The organism is Streptomonospora nanhaiensis, from assembly GCF_013410565.1.
GTDB classification, from domain to species: domain Bacteria; phylum Actinomycetota; class Actinomycetes; order Streptosporangiales; family Streptosporangiaceae; genus Streptomonospora; species Streptomonospora nanhaiensis.
Genome location: NZ_JACCFO010000001.1, coordinates 672,755 through 688,724, shown reverse-complemented (window position 1 = coordinate 688,724; position 15,970 = coordinate 672,755). Strand labels below are relative to the sequence as shown.

At 77.4% G+C, this 15,970-nt stretch carries 18 protein-coding genes; 7 read left to right on the top strand and 11 right to left on the bottom strand.

The annotated features are described in order from the left end of the window. The first annotated feature begins 99 nt into the window (after positions 1–99). The gene (locus HNR12_RS02955; RefSeq protein ID WP_179765993.1) at positions 100–1,086 is read left to right on the top strand and encodes an AraC family transcriptional regulator; all 987 of its coding nucleotides are present in this window, start codon (positions 100–102) and stop codon (positions 1,084–1,086) included. 68 nt (positions 1,087–1,154) lie between these two features. Next, positions 1,155–1,949, top strand: a complete 795-nt coding sequence (locus tag HNR12_RS02950) for an SDR family NAD(P)-dependent oxidoreductase (protein ID WP_179765992.1) — start codon at positions 1,155–1,157, stop codon at positions 1,947–1,949. On the opposite strand, the gene HNR12_RS02945 is transcribed toward HNR12_RS02950, so the two are convergent. After that, complete coding sequence (locus HNR12_RS02945) at positions 1,946–2,977, bottom strand: Gfo/Idh/MocA family protein (RefSeq protein WP_308251240.1); 1,032 nt, start codon at positions 2,975–2,977, stop codon at positions 1,946–1,948. The two genes, HNR12_RS02950 and HNR12_RS02945, sit on opposite strands and share 4 nt — an antisense overlap. Before the next feature lie 113 nt (positions 2,978–3,090). Here HNR12_RS02945 and HNR12_RS02940 point away from each other — a divergent pair, with 113 nt between their 5' ends. Continuing rightward, a complete protein-coding gene (locus HNR12_RS02940) occupies positions 3,091–3,774 on the top strand; it encodes a sensor domain-containing protein (protein WP_179765991.1) in 684 nt (227 codons plus the stop codon). 69 nt (positions 3,775–3,843) lie between these two features. Here the strand turns inward: HNR12_RS02940 and HNR12_RS02935 are convergent, their stop codons facing one another. The 4 genes from HNR12_RS02935 to pdxR all read right to left on the bottom strand — a co-directional run bounded on the left by HNR12_RS02935 (position 3,844) and on the right by pdxR (position 7,043). Beyond that, complete coding sequence (locus HNR12_RS02935; protein WP_179765990.1) at positions 3,844–4,227, bottom strand: DoxX family protein; 384 nt, start codon at positions 4,225–4,227, stop codon at positions 3,844–3,846. Between the two features lie 165 nt (positions 4,228–4,392). Then, positions 4,393–4,818 carry an SgcJ/EcaC family oxidoreductase gene (locus HNR12_RS02930; protein ID WP_179765989.1) on the bottom strand — a complete coding sequence of 142 codons (426 nt, stop codon included), beginning with the start codon at positions 4,816–4,818 and terminating at the stop codon, positions 4,393–4,395. A gap of 93 nt (positions 4,819–4,911) precedes the next feature. Beyond that, positions 4,912–5,505 (bottom strand): TetR/AcrR family transcriptional regulator, encoded by a 594-nt coding sequence (locus HNR12_RS02925; RefSeq protein ID WP_179765988.1) that lies wholly within the window; start codon positions 5,503–5,505, stop codon positions 4,912–4,914. A 59-nt stretch (positions 5,506–5,564) separates the two neighbouring features. Then, positions 5,565–7,043: a MocR-like pyridoxine biosynthesis transcription factor PdxR gene (gene pdxR, locus HNR12_RS02920; RefSeq protein ID WP_179765987.1), complete on the bottom strand. Its 1,479-nt coding sequence runs from the start codon at positions 7,041–7,043 to the stop codon at positions 5,565–5,567. A gap of 89 nt (positions 7,044–7,132) precedes the next feature. On the opposite strand from pdxR, the gene HNR12_RS02915 reads away from it, so the two are divergent. Further along, positions 7,133–7,951 (top strand): methyltransferase domain-containing protein, encoded by an 819-nt coding sequence (locus HNR12_RS02915; protein WP_179765986.1) that lies wholly within the window; start codon positions 7,133–7,135, stop codon positions 7,949–7,951. Positions 7,952–7,973: 22 nt separating this feature from the next. Here the strand turns inward: HNR12_RS02915 and HNR12_RS02910 are convergent, their stop codons facing one another. The 3 genes from HNR12_RS02910 to HNR12_RS02900 form a co-directional block, all read right to left on the bottom strand. After that, positions 7,974–8,705: a PIG-L deacetylase family protein gene (locus HNR12_RS02910; RefSeq protein ID WP_308118439.1), complete on the bottom strand. Its 732-nt coding sequence runs from the start codon at positions 8,703–8,705 to the stop codon at positions 7,974–7,976. Positions 8,706–8,783: 78 nt separating this feature from the next. Beyond that, positions 8,784–9,548, bottom strand: coding sequence for an aminoglycoside adenylyltransferase family protein (locus HNR12_RS02905; RefSeq protein WP_179765985.1), 765 nt, complete (start codon positions 9,546–9,548; stop codon positions 8,784–8,786). A gap of 150 nt (positions 9,549–9,698) precedes the next feature. After that, positions 9,699–10,460, bottom strand: a complete 762-nt coding sequence (locus HNR12_RS02900) for an SDR family oxidoreductase (protein ID WP_179765984.1) — start codon at positions 10,458–10,460, stop codon at positions 9,699–9,701. A gap of 163 nt (positions 10,461–10,623) precedes the next feature. Here HNR12_RS02900 and HNR12_RS02895 point away from each other — a divergent pair, with 163 nt between their 5' ends. Together HNR12_RS02895 and HNR12_RS02890 are read left to right on the top strand one after the other, a co-directional pair. Beyond that, positions 10,624–11,496, top strand: coding sequence for a helix-turn-helix transcriptional regulator (locus HNR12_RS02895; RefSeq protein WP_179765983.1), 873 nt, complete (start codon positions 10,624–10,626; stop codon positions 11,494–11,496). Between the two features lie 205 nt (positions 11,497–11,701). After that, the gene (locus HNR12_RS02890) at positions 11,702–12,298 is read left to right on the top strand and encodes a dihydrofolate reductase family protein (protein WP_179765982.1); all 597 of its coding nucleotides are present in this window, start codon (positions 11,702–11,704) and stop codon (positions 12,296–12,298) included. Positions 12,299–12,386: 88 nt separating this feature from the next. Here the strand turns inward: HNR12_RS02890 and HNR12_RS02885 are convergent, their stop codons facing one another. Both HNR12_RS02885 and HNR12_RS02880 read right to left on the bottom strand, forming a co-directional pair. After that, the gene (locus tag HNR12_RS02885; protein ID WP_179765981.1) at positions 12,387–13,028 is read right to left on the bottom strand and encodes an SAM-dependent methyltransferase; all 642 of its coding nucleotides are present in this window, start codon (positions 13,026–13,028) and stop codon (positions 12,387–12,389) included. Positions 13,029–13,108: 80 nt separating this feature from the next. Beyond that, the gene (locus HNR12_RS02880) at positions 13,109–14,176 is read right to left on the bottom strand and encodes an NAD(P)/FAD-dependent oxidoreductase (protein WP_179765980.1); all 1,068 of its coding nucleotides are present in this window, start codon (positions 14,174–14,176) and stop codon (positions 13,109–13,111) included. 219 nt (positions 14,177–14,395) lie between these two features. Between HNR12_RS02880 and HNR12_RS02875 the strand changes: the two genes are divergently transcribed. Continuing rightward, a complete protein-coding gene (locus tag HNR12_RS02875) occupies positions 14,396–15,196 on the top strand; it encodes a GNAT family N-acetyltransferase (RefSeq protein ID WP_179765979.1) in 801 nt (266 codons plus the stop codon). A gap of 18 nt (positions 15,197–15,214) precedes the next feature. On the opposite strand, the gene HNR12_RS02870 is transcribed toward HNR12_RS02875, so the two are convergent. After that, positions 15,215–15,919, bottom strand: a complete 705-nt coding sequence (locus HNR12_RS02870) for a TetR/AcrR family transcriptional regulator (protein WP_308251383.1) — start codon at positions 15,917–15,919, stop codon at positions 15,215–15,217. Positions 15,920–15,970: the final 51 nt, after the last annotated feature.

The following is a 15,970-nucleotide window of genomic DNA, read 5'->3' as shown; positions in this document are numbered from 1 at the left end:
GGACCGCGCCCGCCCGGCCCGCGTTCCGGGCCCTACCGCCCCCTCCCCACCTGCTCCGCGTCGCTCCCCGGCGGCCGCGGGGGTCCTAAGCTTTCGGGCATGGATCCCTTGGCCGGGCTGCTCGACGGCCCCCGCGCGCGCGGCGCCTTCCTGCTGCGGGTGGCGGTGGACCCGCCCTGGTCCATCCGCGTGGAGGACCGCGCGCCGCTGTCGCTGGTGGCGGTCGTGCACGGCGAGGCCCACCTCAGCGCCGCCGGCACCGGCCCCCAGCGGCTGGGGCCCGGCGACGTCGCGCTGCTGCGCGGCCCCCAGCCCTACACCTTCGCCGACTCCCCCGCCACCCCCGTGCAGGTGGTCATCGGCCCCGAGCGGCCCGGCACGCCGGGCCAGCACTGCTCCACCGTCGACGGCCGCCCGCTGGCCGACTCCATGCGGCTGGGGGTGCGCACCTGGGGCACCAACCCCCAGGGGTCGGTGCGGCTGCTGGTGGGCACCTACTGCCTGGGCACCGAGGTGGGCCGGCGCATCCTCTCGGCGCTGCCGCCGGCGGTGGTGCTCACGGCCGGCATGTGGCGCTCGCCGCTGGTGGGGGTCCTCGACGAGGAGATCGACCGCGACGAGCCCGGGCAGGAGGTCGTGCTGGACCGGCTGCTGGACCTGCTGCTGATCTCGGCGGTGCGCGCCTGGTTCTCCCGCCCCGACCCCGACGCCCCGGCGTGGTACCGTGCCCAGGGCGACCCCGTGGTCGGCCCGGCGCTGCGGCTGCTGCACGAGGAGCCCGCCCGCCCCTGGACGGTGGCCGACCTGGCCGAGCGCACCGGGGTCTCGCGCGCCACCCTGGCCCGCCGCTTCGCCGAGGTGGTGGGCGAGCCGCCGATGGCCTACCTCACCGGGTGGCGCCTGGCCCTGGCCGCCGACCTGCTGCGCGAACCCGAGGTCACCGTCACCGCCGCCGCGCGCCGCGTGGGCTATGCCACCCCCTTCGCGCTGAGTGCGGCGTTCAAGCGCCGCTACGGGGTCAGCCCCCAGCAGCACCGCCGCGCCCATGTGCCCGCCCCCGACCCCGTCCCCCAGCCGGTGCCCTGACCGTCCCCCGCGCGTCGGCGGGCGGGGCGCCTGCGCGCTCCACCGGGGACCGTGGCATCCTGGCCGCCATGCGCTCCCACGTGGTGACCGGCGGGGCCGGCGGCATCGGGCGGGCCGTGGCCGAGCGGCTGCTGGCCGACGGCCACGCCGTCACCGTCATCGACCTCGACGAACACGCCCTGTCCTGGACGCGGACCCACCCCGCCGCCGCGCGGCTGAGCGCGGTCGCCGGCGACGCCGCGCAGGAGGCCGTGGCGCTGCGCGCCGCCGACCTGGCCGAGCGCGCGGGCACGCTGGCCGGCTGGGTCAACAACGCCGCCGTCTTCCGCGACGCCGACCTGCTGGGGGCCTCCCCCGCCGAGGTCACCGCGCTCATCGCCGCCAACCTCGCACCCGTCGTCACCGGCTGCGCGGTGGCGGTGCGCCGGTTCGTTGCCGCCGGCACCGGCGGCGCCATCGTCAACGTCTCCTCCCACCAGGCGCGGCGCCCGGTGCCCGGCGCGCTGCCCTACGCCACCGCCAAGGCCGCCGTCGAAGGGCTGACGCGGGCGGTGGCCGTGGACCACGGCCCCCAGGGGGTCCGCGCCAACGCCCTGGCCCTGGGCACCGTGGCCACCGCCCGCTATGAGGCCCAGGTGGCCGGCGCCGCGCCGGAGGCCGCGGCCGCGCTGCAGCGCGAGATGGCGGCCCTGCACCCCCTGGGGCGGGTGGGCCGCCCCGAGGAGGCCGCCGCCGCGACCGCCTTCCTGCTCTCGGAGGCCGCCGCCTTCGTCACCGGGGCGGTGCTGCCGCTGGACGGCGGCCGCGCGGTCCTGGGCCGCGACCCCGAGGCCCGCCCGCCCGGCGGCGCGGTCGGCGGCTAGGCGCGCTCGCCGGGGTAGGCCACGCCCACGCGTTCGCGCACCGCGTCCAGCACCCGGGCGATGCGCAGGCTCTCATCCCAGCTCATCAGCGGGCTTTCCAGGTCGCCCGCGCGCAGCCGCGCCTGCACCTCGGCGGCCTCGTACTCGAACCCGTTGGCGGTGTGGGGGAACTCCAACTCCTCCGGCCGCGCGCCGGCGCGGTGCAGCACCAGGCCCGTGGGGCAGTACCAGTCGGCCAGTTCGATGCTGCCGGCCGTGCCCACCACGGCGGCGCGGCGGGGGATGTGGGCCTCCACCGAGCAGCCCAGCAGTCCCAGCGCCCCGGTGGCGCCGGTGAGGACCACGGCCGCCTGGGAGTCCACCCCGGTGGGCGCCAGCGCGGCGCGCGCCTGCACGTCGGTGATCTCGCCGAGGAACTCGCTGGCCAGGGCCACCGGGTAGACGCCGACGTCCAGCAGCGCGCCCCCGGCCAGGGCGGGGGCGAACAGCCGGCCGCGGGGGTCGTAGGGCACGTGCCCGCCGATGGTGGCGGTGACCATGCGCACCTCGCCGATGGCGCCCTCGGCGACCAGTTCGCGCACCCGCGCCATGGCCGGGGCGAAGCGGGTCCACATCGCCTCCATCAGGAAGCGCCGGGCCCTCCGGGCGGCTTGCACCATCTGCTCGGCCTGGGCGGCGTTGACGGCCAGCGGCTTTTCGCACAGCACGTGCCGGCCGGCCTCCAGGCACAGCACGGCGGCGTCGCGGTGGACGCTGTGGGGGGTGGCGACGTAGACGACGTCGACCTGGGGGTCGGCGGCCAGGTCGGCGTAGGAGGCGTGGGCGCGGGGGATGTCCCAGGTCCGGGCGAACTCCTCGGCGGTGGCGGCGCCGCGCGAGCCCACCGCGGCCACGTGGGCGTCGGGCAGGGCGCGCAGCCCGGTCATGAACCGGTGGGCGATGGCGCCGGTGCCCAGGACGCCCCAGCGCACGGGGGCGGCGGGGCGGGCGCCGGGTGCCGGGGATGCGGGGGTGGTGTCGTGTGTCACCGCAGCAGCCTAGGACACCCCCCGTTCGCCGGTGCGGGGTGGAGCCCGCACCACCCCGGGTCGAGGGGTGCGGGCCCCTGCGCCGGCGCCCGCGCGGTGGAAGCCTTGAGGCCATGAACGCACTGCTGCGGCGCCTGGGCGCCGAGACCCGCTACACCCTGCTGTCGCTGCCGTTGTCGGTGGTGGCCTTCTGCCTGGTGGTGACCGGCCTGTCGCTGGGGGCGGGCACCCTGGTGGTGGTGCTGGGGCTGTTCGTGCTGGCGCTGACCCTGCTGATGGCGCGCGGGATGGCGGGGGTGGACCGCGCCCTGGCCGCCGAGGCGCTGGAGCGTCCGCTGCCGGTGGTCGGCTACCGCCCGGCCCCGGCCGGCGCCGGGCCCTGGCGGCGCCTGCTGGCGCCGCTGTTCTGCGGGCAGAGCTGGCTGGACGCGCTGGGCACCCTGCTGCGGTTTCCGGTGGCGGTGGCGACCTTCGCGGTGACCGTGGCCTGGTGGTCGGTGGCCCTGGCCGGGCTCGCCTTCCCGCTGTACTCCTGGACGCTGCCCGACACCCCGGGCAACATCGGCCTGGCGGAGCTGGCGGGCCTGGGCTCGGGCGACGCGGTGGAGATGGCCGTCAACGCCGGCCTGGGCGCCTTCGCGGCGGTGACGCTGCCGGCGGTCATGCGCGTCCTGGCCCACTTCACGGCCGCCTTCGGGCGGGCGCTGGTGCTGCCGCGCCCGGCGGCGCCCGCGCGGCCGGACGCGTGGGTGGGGCCCCAGGGGGCGCCCGCGCCGGTCTTCACCGCCACGCGGTGAGCGGCGTGCCCGCGCGGGCCGGGCGGGCGCCGGGCCGCCGCGCCCCCTCCGCGGGCCCGCCGCGCCGGCTCACCCGGTGAAGGGCTCGGCGGCCAGGCGGCCCCACGCAACGAAGGCGAGCAGGGCGAAGTAGACGAAGTTGCCCGCGGCGAGCCGGGGCTCCCCGCGCCGCAGGTGCACGGCCATGGCGCCTGCCATCACGGCCATCAGCCCGATGGCGGCCAGCGGGACCAGCACCGGGGCGATTCCCAGAAGGGCGGGCAGGACCAGGCCGAGGGCGCCGGCGGCCTCCAGGGCCCCCATGGCCTTGAGGGAGCCGGGCCTGAAGTCGTCGGCCCAGCCGCCGTGCCGGTAGGCGGCCACCTTCTCCTTGGGCAGTAAAATCTTTCCCGCCCCGCTGAACAGGTAGGCGGCGGCCAGCAGTCCGGCGGCGGTCCACAGCGCGATGTCCACGGCGTCTCTCCTTTGATCGCCCCCGCGGGCGGTCCCGCGGGTGGCCGGCGACCATGGGATGCCGCCGGGCCGGGCGCTGTGACAGGGCCCCGGGGTGAGGTGCGGCACCCGCGGGCCGGTGCCCTTCCGCGGACGCCGGCGGCAGCGGCGCCCCTCCTCGGCGGCTCAGGCGTCGTGGACGACCGTGTTCTGGCAGGCCGTGAGCAGCCAGCGGCCGTCCTCCTTGGTCATCACGAACAGCGGCGTGCCCTCGCCGTCCGGTTCGAGTTCGCCCTCGCGCATCGTGTAGTAGCGCTGGCGGACCTTGACGGCGGCCACGTCGGGGCGCAGGAACAGCACGTGGACCACCTCGAAGGTGACCGATCCGCCCTGGGCGAAGGCGCCGGGCAGGACCTGGCGGGTGAAGGCGGCGATGGCGTCGCGGCCCACCAGGAGCCTGCCGTGGCCGGTGGTCCACACCGCGTCGGCGCGGAACAGGCCGATGAACTCCTCGGGGAGCTCGTTGTTCTGGGCGTGCTCGACGGTGGCGACGACCTCGGTGAGCGCGGCGATGTCGGCGTCGTGGGCGGCGGGGGCGGTGGTGGTGTCCATGGCCGCCAGCCTTCCGCCTCAACCAAGGTTGAGGTCAACCGGTGTCCGGTGTGGCGCACGGCACCCCGGCCCGGGCGCGTCCGCCGCCCCGGCTCAGCCGGGGTGCCGCGGACGCGCGGCGTCGGCCACCAGGGCGGCCAGGCGGCGCCCGGTCTCGGCGTCCAGGGGCGCGTGGCCCACCAGCATGCGGTACCACAGGGTGCCGTAGACGACGTCGACGAGCAGGTCGAGGTCGGCGCCGGGGTCGACCTCGCCGCGCGCGCGGGCGCGCTCCAGCAGGCCGCGCAGCGCGGCGCGGCGGCCGGCCAGGAACCGCTCGCCGAAGGCCTGGGCGAAGGCCGGGTCCAGCACCGACTGCGCCATCAGCCCGGTCAGCACGGCCCGCTGGCCCTCCTGGCGGAAGGTGGCCGCGAGGAAGGCGTCCAGGTCGGCCGCCAGCGAGCCCTCGTCGGGCACGGGCACGCGCTCGGCGGCGGTGTCCAGCAGGGCGTCCAGGACGACGTCGGCCTTGGAGGGCCACCAGCGGTAGATGGTCTGCTTGCCCGCGCCGGCCCGCGCGGCGATACCCTCGACGGTCAGCGCGGCATAGCCCCGCTCCTCCAGTTCGGCCAGCGCCGCCCGCAGGATGGCCGCGCGCACCGCCTGGCTGCGCGGCCGCCCCGGCCCCGCCCGCCGCTGCTGTTCCATGGGCCGAGCCTACCGGTTTCCGAGACGCGGCGTCTCCGTTTGGGGCGGGCCTCGCCGGTTCAGCGCAGGGCGCGCAGGGCCGCCCCGACCGCCGCCACCCCCTCGGCGATCTCGCCGGGCGGCCGGGCGCCGTAGCCCAGCACCAGCCCCGGCGGCTGGGGCCGCTGGGCGTGCCAGGACAGCGGCTGAACCTTCACCCCCCGCTCCAGGCAGGCCGCGGCCAGCGCGGTGTCGCCCACCCCGGGCGGCAGGGTCACCAGCAGGTGCAGGCCCGCCGCCGCACCGTGCACGGCCGCGCCGGGCAGGTGCTCGGCCAGCGCGGCGACCATGGCGTCGCGGCGGTGCCGGTGGCGGCGCCGCACCGCGCGCAGGTGGCGCTCCAGTTCGCCGGAGTCCATCAGGCGGGCCAGCACCAGTTGCGGCAGCACCGCGCTGCCCAGGTCGGCGAACCGCTTGGCGGCCACCGCCGCCGCGTGCAGCCGGCGCGGCACCAGCAGCCAGCCCAGGCGCAGCGCCGGGGCCAGCAGCTTGGAGACGCTGCCGGTGTAGCAGGTGCTCTCGGGCAGCAGCGAGCGCAGCGCCGGAACCGGCGGGCGGCCGTAGCGGTGCTCGGCGTCGTAGTCGTCCTCCACCACGATCCCGCCGGCGCGCGCCCACTCCGCCAGCGCGCGGCGCCGCTCGCCGCTGAGCACGACCCCGGTGGGGAACTGGTGGGCCGGGGTGAGGAGCGCCGCCTCCACCCCCGACTCCGCCAGCGCGGCCACCGACACCCCCTCGGCGTCCACCGGCAGGGCCGGGGTCGCCATGCCCGCGCGGGCCAGGTGCTGGCGGGCCCCCAGGGATCCGGGGTCCTCCACGCCCACCCGCGCCACACCCTGCTCCCCCAGCACCTGGGCGACCAGGGCCAGCGCCTGGGCGACCCCCGAGACCACGATGACCTCGCCGGGATCGGCGCGCACCCCCCGGTTGCGGGCCAGCCAGCGCACCACGGCCGCGCGCAGCGCCGGTGCGCCGCGCGGGTCGCCGTAGCCCAGGTCGGCCGCCGAGAGCCGCGCCAGCACCGCCCGCTCGGCGCGCAGCCAGGCCGCGCGCGGAAAGGCGGTCAGGTCGGGCACCCCCGGGGTGAGGTCGATGCGCGCCCGTGCGGCGCGCAGCCGCTCGAACACCGCGCCGTCGGGGGCCGCCGCGAAGGGGTCGGGCGCCGGCTCGGGCGGCGGGGCGGGCGCCCCGCCCGCGGGCGGCGGCACCGCCACCACGACCGTGCCCGCCCGGCCGCGCCCGGCGACGTGGCCGTCCTCCACGAGCCGCTCGTAGGCCGTGGTGACCACGCCGCGCGAGACCCGCAGTTCGGCGGCGAGCACCCGGGTGGCCGGCAGCCTGCTGCCCACCGGCAGCCGGCCGTCGCCGATGGCCTCCCTCAGCCGGTCGGCCAGCCAGTCGGCGCGCCCGCCCCGGGGCGCCTGGGTCAGGTCGAGCTGGAGGAAGTCGGCCCCCGCCGGTTTGGACCCCTCATCCGGTGCGCGATTGGACCTGTTCACCGGTCCATAGTGCCAGCAGAGTGGTGAGCGCCCGGCCGGCGGGCACCGGCCGACCGGCCACGACGCAGACGACGAAGGGGGCGATCGCGATGGCGGTCGACTACGTGCACGGCTACTCCGACCACGAGGCCCGGCGGCTGGGCGACCAGGCCGACACCCTGGCCGACCTGCTCCACGAGGGCACCGCTTATGCCCCGGGCAGCCGGGTGCTGGAGGCGGGCTGCGGGGTGGGCGCCCAGACCGTCCACCTGCTCGCCCGCAGCCCCGAAATCGACCTCACCGCCGTGGACCGCGCCGCCGACTCCCTGGCCCGGGCGCGCGAGCGCGTGGCGGAGGCGGCCCCCGGCGCGCGCGTGCGCTGGCACCAAGCCGACCTCTTCGACCTGCCCTTCCCCGACGCCGCCTTCGACCACGTCTTCGTCTGCTTCGTCCTGGAGCACGTGGCCGACCCCGCCGGCGCGCTGCGGGAACTGGGCCGGGTGCTGCGCCCCGGCGGCACGCTCACCGTGGTCGAGGGCGACCACGGCTCGGCGCTCTTCCACCCGGCCAGCCCCTACGCCGAGGCGGTCGTGGCCGAGCAGGTGCGCCTGCAGGCGGCGGCCGGCGGCGACGCGCTGATCGGGCGCCGGCTGCAACCGCTGCTGTCCGGCGCCGGCTTCCGCGACGTGGCGGTGCGCCCGCGCACCGTCTACGCCGACGCCACCCGGCCCGCCCTGGTCAACGGGTTCGTCCGCACCACCTTCACCGGGGTGATGGCGGCGGTGCGCGTGCCCGCGCTGGCGGGGGGCCGGATCAGGGCACAGGACTTCGACCGGGGCGTGGCCGACCTGCTGCGCACCGCCGAGGACGGCGGCACGTTCCACTACACCTTCTTCAAGGCGGTGGCCCTCAACCCGCCCCGCGGCTGAGGGCGGCCGCGCGCGGGCGGGCTCAGAACGCGAAGACCTCGAAGGTCACCGCGGGCCGGCCGCCGAACCGCTCGGCGGCGGCGCCGGTGGACTGGGCCAGGAACTCCCGCGCGTAGGTCTCGGGGTCGGTGTCGGTGAGCGCCTCGATGTAGGCGCGGTGCTCCAGCAGCGAGCGCACCGCCTGCTCCATTCCGGGTTCGGCGGCCACGGCGTGGGTGGGCCGGGGCGAGGCGGCCACCGCCACCCAGCGCACGCCCTCCCACGGCTCCAGGCCGGACTCGGCCAGGTCGCGGAAGATCCACCGGTTGCCCGCGTCGGCCACGGCGTCCAGCACCGCCCGGCCCACCGCCTTGTGGTCGGGGCTGTTCCAGAAGGTGCCGCCGAAGGTGTCGCGGTGGTTGAGCGTGACCACCAGTTCGGGGCGGTGGCGGCGGATGGCGGCGGCGATGTCGCGGCGCAGCGCGGGGCCGTACTCCACGACCCCGTCGGGGTGGTCCAGGAACTCCACCGAGGAGACGCCCACCACGGCCGCGCTGGCGCGCTGCTCGCGTTCACGCAGCGGGGCGGCGCGCTCCGGGTCCAGGGTGGCGATCCCGGCCTCGCCCCGGGTGGCCAGGACGTAGGCGACCTCGCGGCCCTGGGCCGTCCACTGGGCGATCGCCGAGGCCGCGCCGTACTCCAGGTCGTCGGGGTGGGCGACGATCGCCAGGGCGCGCTGCCAGTCGGCGGGCATCGGGGCGAGTTGCTCGGTCACGGAGGTCCTTCCTGTCGTGGACGGGGGTCCCGCGCCGCGCGGGACCCGCGCAAGCCTAGCCCGCGCGGCGCGGCGCGCTCAGCCGCCCGGCCGGTCGGCGGCGCCGGGGGCCAGGGCCGCGATGACGCCGGCGACGTGCTCGGCGTGGGCGCGCAGGGCCGGGCGCAGGTCGCTCCAGTCCTCGGGGTGCTCGCCGCGGTAGACGGCGCGGGCGCGGGCCAGAACCGGCCGGTGCTCGGCGGGCAGCCGCTCCAGCGCCCAGGCGGCCGCCGCGTCCTTGGAGCGGATCTCGCCGGTGGCCAGCGTGGTCCAGACCCGGGCCAGGGTGAGGACGGCGTTGCGGGTGTCCTCCTCCAGTTCGGCCAGCAGGCCGGGCACCCCGGCGGCCACGGCGCGGCGCAGGTCGGGGTCGGGGACCGGGTCGAGCAGGTCGGCGGGCGGGGGGCCGTAGAGGGGGCGGTCGCCGCGCAGCACCAGGGCCACCAGCGGCGCCAGGTCGGGGTCGGGGCGGGGCTCGGGGACGTGGCCGCGCTCGTAGTCGGCGCGCAGCCACTCCCCGTACTGGAACTCGCGGCGCGGGGGGTAGCGCCAGGGGCGCATGTCGGCGGCGGCCACCACGGTCAGCTCCACGGGACGGGCCGGGGCGCCCGAGATCGGCAGCAGCCCGGCCACCAGGGCGCGGCGCTCCCGGTGGGTGGTGGGGCGGTGCACCACGGCGAACACGTCGACGTCGCTGTGGGGCCCCAGGCCCTCCAGCACGGCCGAGCCGTGCAGGTAGGCGCCGGCCAGGGCCGGGCCGAGCACCCGCCGCAGCACGGCCACGGTCTCCTGGGCCTGGTCCACCGGCTCCTCCCCCTCTACGTCGGCGCGGCGGTCGGCACCGGAGTGTAGGGCGCGTGCCCCGGCGCAGGCCACCGGTTTTGCGGCGAGGGCGGGCCGGGCGGCGGGGCCGCGGAGGCGGGTGCCGCCGGCGCACGGCCCGCCCGGCGGGTGTCAGCCCTGGCGGCCGGGGAGCATGGCCAGGGCCTGGGAGCGCTGCGCGACGAGGTCGGCGTAGGTGCCGTCGCGCTCGGCCCAGCGGTGCATGTGGACCCGTTCGACCAGGATCTCGTTGGGGGTGGGCTCCTGGGCGAGCAGCCCCATGGCCTCCTCGGCGAAGTCGTCGAGCGGCAGCGCGTGCGGGTTCACCTTCTCCTGGCCCCCGGTGGCCACGGCCGGGGGCACCAGTTCGACGACGCCGACTCCGGTGCCCTCCAGTTGCGCCCGCAGGGCCTCGGAGTAGGCGTGCACCGCGGCCTTGGAGGCGGCGTAGGTGGGCATGGGCGGGAACGGCAGGAAGGCGATGCCGGAGGTCACGGTGACGAAGGTGCCGGAGCCGCGCCGGATCAGGTGCGGGGTGAAGGCGTCGACGACCCGGATGGTGCCGAGCAGGTTGGTGTCGACGGTGGTGCGCGCCGCCGCGAAGTGCCCGGGGTCGCGCAGGTCCTCCATGAGCATGACGCCCGCCATGGTCACCACGGTGTCCAGGCCGGGGTGCCGGTCGAGCACGGCGTCGCGGGCGCGGGCGACGGACTCCTCGTCGGTGACGTCGACGTCGAACGCGTCGATGCCCTCGCCGGAGAGGTCGGTGCGCGCCCGCGCGCTGCGGCCGCCCACGGCCACGGTGCTGCCCGCCGCGGCGAACCGCCGCGCCAGTTCGCGGCCGATACCGGAGGTGCCCCCGACGATGAGGACGGTGCGCTGGGAGAGGTCCACGGGTTCGTCCCTTCCGTGCGGCGCCGCGGCCGGTCCGCGGCGCCCCTGTGAAAACGGTCCGACGCGAGTCTGGGCGGCTCCGGCGCAAGGCGGCAGTGCCCCGGCTGTCCCTGGTCCCGGCAGGGCCCCCTCTTCGGCGAGCGCCCCGCACTACGGTGGAGCCATGAAGGACCCGGGAACCGACAACCGGCTGGGCGCGTACCTGCGCGCCCGGCGCGAACTGGTCTCCCCCGAGCAGGCGGGGATCCCCTCCGGCGGCACCCGGCGCGTCCCGGGCCTGCGCCGCGAGGAGGTCGCCCTGCTCGCCGGGATCAGCCCCGACTACTACCTGCGCCTGGAGCGGGGCCGCGACCGCAACCCCTCGCCCCAGGTCCTGGAGTCGCTGGCGCGCGTCCTGCGGCTCGACGACGTCGAGCGGACCTACCTGCTGGGCCTGGCGGCGGCCCGCCCCCGGGCGCCGCGCCGCAGGCGGCCCGAGCGCGTACCGGCGCGGGTGCACCAGCTCCTGGCCCACCTTCCCCTGCCGGCGTTCGTCGAGGGGCGCTCCTTCGACGTCCTGGCCGCCAACCCCCTGGCGCTCGCCTTCTCCCCGCGGCTGGTGCCCGGGAACAACCGGCTCCGCTCGCTGTTCCTGGACCCCGAGGAGCAGGCGTTCCACCAGGACTGGGCCAAGGCCGCCGAGGACTTCATCGGCGCTCTTCGCACCACCATCGGCGACGACACCGACGACCCGCGGTTCGTGGAGCTCGTGGGGGAGCTGGCACTGGCCAGCCCGCGGTTTCGCACCCTGTGGGCCCGCCACGACGTGCGCAGGCTCGACGGCGGCACCACCACCGTCCACCACCCCGTCGTCGGCGAACTGGCGGTCCACCGCGACAAGCTGCCCATCGAGGACGTCATCCTCGTCGTGTACTACCCCGACAAGGGAAGCGGCAGCGACGAGAAGCTGCGGATGCTCGCCGCGCTTGCCGACGGCGCCCCCGCCGGCGCGGGCGAGAGCGGGCCGGCGGACACCCCGCACCCGCCGGCCCGCTGAGGGACCGCCCCGCGGCGGCGCCACGCCACCCGCCACGGCTGCTGCCGCCCCGCGCGCGGGCGGCTGGGCGTCGGCGCACGGGACGACCCGGTGCCGGCCCGGGGCCTGTGCGCGGGCCCCCGTGCGTTTCCCACTTGACGCCACTCTAATTGTAGTACTACGTTAAAACCACTTCAAACGCAGTACAACAGTTGGGGTCGATCCTATGCGCAAACTCGTCTACTTCATCGCCTCCACCGTCGACGGGTTCATCGCCGGCCCCGACGGCGCCGACCCCACCGGCCCGGACGGCTTCTGGCCCATCCCCCAGGACTACGTCGCCTACCTGACGGCCGAGTACCCCGAGACCCTGCCCGCCCCCGCCCGCGCGGCCCTGGGCGTCACCGACCCGGGCACCCACTTCGACACCGTGGTCGAGGGCCGCAACAGCTACGAGGTCGGCCTCAAGGCCGGTATCGCCAACGCCTACCCCCACCTGCGCCACGTGGTGTTCTCCTCGACGCTGCGCGCCGACCCCGACTCCGGGGTGGAGGTCGTCTCCGGCGACCCCGCGGCCGCCGTGCGGGCGCTCAAGCGCGAGGAGGGCAAGGACATCTGGCTGGTGGGCGGTGGCGCCCTGGCCGGATCCCTCTACGGCGAGGTGGACCGCCTGGTCGTGAAGCTGGCGGCCATGACCATCGGCGCCGGCGTGCCGCTGTTCGGCCGCGGGGCCCGCTTCGAGCCGCGGGCCTGGCGCCTCACCCACCACCACGTCTTCGACAGCGGGGCGGCCTTCCTCACCTACGACCGCGAAGCCGGCTGAGCCGCCCCCGCACGGGCGCGGGCCGCCGGGGAGGTCCACCCCGGCGGCCCGCCGCGCCGGCGCCGGTCGGCGCCACCGCCCGCTCGGCTCAGTCGGCGCGCCGACGCACCTTGACCACGGTGTCCACGCGCGTGGACTCCCCGTCGGCGCCGGTGTAGGTGTGCTCGTACTCCTCGCAGCGCAGCACCTCCCACCGCCCCTCGGCCAACTCCAGCACCGCCAGGTCCTCCTCGGCCGTGGGCAGGCTCATCCGCTGCTCGTGGTCGAGGTGGCCCATGGAGGCGTTGCGCGAGTGGCCCACCACGAGCAGCACCCCGCCCGGCGCCACGGCCGCGGCTGCGCGGCGCAGGATGTCCTCGCGGGGCAGGCCGCCGTGGGCGTGCAGGAAGTGCGCCGAGACCAGGTCGAACCGCCCCTCGGGGAACTCCGCGCCCAGGTCGCAGTGGCGCAGTTCGACGCTGTCGGCCACCCCGGCCTCGCGCACGTGGGCGGCGGCGCGCTCCAGCGCCACCCGGGAGATGTCGACCCCGGTCACCCGCCAGCCCCTGCGGGCCAGCCAGATGGCGTCGCCGCCCTCGCCCGAGCCCAGGTCCAGGGCCGTGCCCGGGGCCAGGTCGGCGGCCTCGCGGACCAGGGCGGCGTTGGGCTCGCCGCTCCACAGGCGGTCGCTCTCGCTGTAGCGCGCGTCCCAGGACGCCGCGTAGTCGTCCGCGGCGGTGTGCTCGTGCATGGCCGGTGTCCTTCCGTATCGCCGAATGGATGAATGCGCCGCGCCGGCGGGCCCGGACCGGGCCCGCCGGGCCGAGGGTGTCACAGGCCGTGCCGGCTGTCGCCGAGGACGCGCGCGCCGGCCTCGGCCTCCCCGCGGGCCGAGAGCGGGTCGGCGCGGTAGGCCGCCACCGCCGCCTCGGTGTCCTCCTCGATCAGGTCGGCGTTGATGGCGGCGCCGGCCCGCACCCCCGCCGCGGCCGCGCCGATGACCTGCTCGACCACGTTGGTGACGTTTCCGGCCACCCACACGCCCGGCACGCCGGTGGCGCCCATGGGGTCGGCGCTGACCTGGGTGCCCATCACGTGGCCGTTGCGGACCACCTCGGTGAGGGGAAGGTCCAGGCCGGCCGGCACGTCGGTGCGGGCCCGCCCCGGGGCGGCCACGGCCAGCGCCTGGCGGGCCACCGTGCGCCCGTCGGCCAGGCGCACCCCGCTCAGGCGGTCGGCCTCGGTCTCGACGGCGGCCACCTCGCCCTCGACCACCGCGATCCCGCGGGCGGCCAGCCGCTCGGCGTCCTCGGCGCCGACCTCCAGCACGCCGTTGGTGAACAGCACCACGTCGGCGCTCCACTGCCGCCACAGCAGGGCCTGGTGCACCGACATCGGACCGGTGGCCACCACGCCGATCGCCTGGTCGCGCACCTCGTAGCCGTGGCAGTAGGGGCAGTGCAGCACGTCGCGGCCCCAGCGCTCGGCCAGTCCGGGGACGGGCGGCAGTTCGTCCACCAGGCCGGTGGCCAGCAGCAGCCGCCGCGCGCCCACCGAGAACCCGCCGGCGACGGCGACGCGGAAGCCGCCCTCGGCGCGGCGCTCCACCGCCTCCACCCGGCCCGCCACCACCTCGCCGCCGTAGGCGGCGACCTCGGCGCGGCCCCGCGCCAGGAACCGCGCGGGCGACGTGCCCTCACTGCCCAGGTAGACGTGGATGCCCTCGGCCGGGGCGTTGCGCGGCTGCCCGGCGTCGACGACCAGCACCGAGCGCCGCGCCCGGGCCAGCGCCATCGCCCCGGCCAGCCCGGCCGCGCCTCCGCCCACCACGACCACGTCGTACTCGCCGCCGTCGACGTCGCCCGCCGGGCGCGGCCCCGCCTCCGCGTAGGTGTTCATCGTGTCGCTCCTCCTTCACGCCGTATCCGTATGCCCCGCATCCTCGGCCGCGCGCAGCGCTTTTGACAAATACCGTTGCTGTTTCCGCAAAACGCGGGCGGGCGGCGGGCCGGACCGGCCCCTGGCCGCCTTGTTCGCCGAAACCCTGCGGGACCGCCCCGGGAGGGCCTATGACTGGAGAAGCCGGGTTCCATTCGCGCAAGAGGTGCAGGGGTGCAGATGACCGACCGCTCGGAGTCGATCGAATCGATGGAGCAGCTCGCCGCGGCCTGGCGCACCGTGGTGCACGACCGCGACCCCCGTGCCGACGTGCGCGACCTGCCGGGCATCGCCGTGCGCTGGGCCGACTCCCGGTTCGCCTTCTGGAACTGCATCACCCTGACCGAGGACGGCGCCGACCCCGGCCTGCTGCGCCGGCGCCTGGGCGAGGCCGCCGACATCATGCGCGCCAAGCGGCGCCCGGGGTTCCTGTGGCTGTTCGCCGGCCTGCTGGGCGGCGGCGCCCGGGCGCAGCTGAGCGCGGCCGCCCAGCAGGCGGGCCTCACCCGGGCGATGTCGGGCACCGGCATGGCCGGCGACCTGCTGCCAGTCCCCGACCCCCGCCACCCCGACCTCGAGTTCCACCGCGTGGCGACCGAGGACCAGGTGCGGGCCTTCGCCGACCTGAACTCCCGCGCCTACGGGTTCGCGCTGGAGGACGGCCGCGACGGACTCCTGGGCGCGCCGCTGTGGACCGGCCGGGCCCACGCCTACCTGGGCCTGCGCGACGGCGTCCCGGTCACGTGCGCGGCGGCGCTGGAGACCGAGGGCCGCCTGTTCGTCCTGCTGGTGGCCACCGACCCGGACTGGCAGCGCCGGGGCTACGCCGAGGCGGTGACGCGCAAGGTGCTCCACGAGGGCGCCCGGGGCGCCGGCCTGGCCCGCGCCACCCTGCACGCCACCGCCGCGGGGGCGCCGGTGTACCGCCGCATCGGCTTCGCGCCCAACTCGCCACTGCACTTCTACGGCCTGAAGGGGTGAGCCGCTCGCGCGGGCGTCTCAGCGGCGCGGGGGCGCGCCCCGCGGCTCGCGCGCGGGGTAGAGGTCGATCGGGGCGGTCGGCGGCAGCGGCGCGGCCTGGGGGGCGTCGGCCCGGAAGGACCGCAGCAGCAGGGCCACCAGGCGGCGGGAGGCGGCGGCCGCCGCCTCGGGGGACTCGGCGGTGATCCCGCGGCTGGCCATCAGGGCCAGCGAGAGGTCGGAGCGGCTGAAGTCGCGCCGCAGCGCCCCGGCGGCCTTGGCGCGCCGCACCAGCGCGGCGACCCCCGCCTCCATGCGGGCGCGGGCGTCCTCGAACGCGCCCGCCCTGGCCCGCGAGGTCGTCAGCAGGGCGGCGGTGAACCCGCGGTCGGTGGCCTGCGCCGCGCAGACCAGTTCCAGGAAGGCGGAGAACCCGCGCCAGGGGTCGGGGTCGGCGAGCGCGTCCTCGACCGCGCCGGCGCAGGCGGCCATCTCGTCGGCGAAGACCTCGGCCAGCAGCGCGTCGCGGGTGGCGAAGCGCCGGTAGAGCGTTGCCACGCCCACACCCGCGCGCCGCGCCACGGCGGCCGTAGGCGCGTCCAGTCCGCGCTCGGCGAACACCTCGCGGGCGGCCCGCAGGATGCGGCGGCGGTTGTGCGCGGCGTCGGCGCGCAGGGCCGGCGCGGCTGCGGTGTCGGCGCCCGGGCGCGGCAACCGAGAGGATCGGGCGCGGGTGTCTCTCACATCGGCCTCATCTCGAAGAACCCGTTCGTCCGGAACCTACCGTGGGCCCCG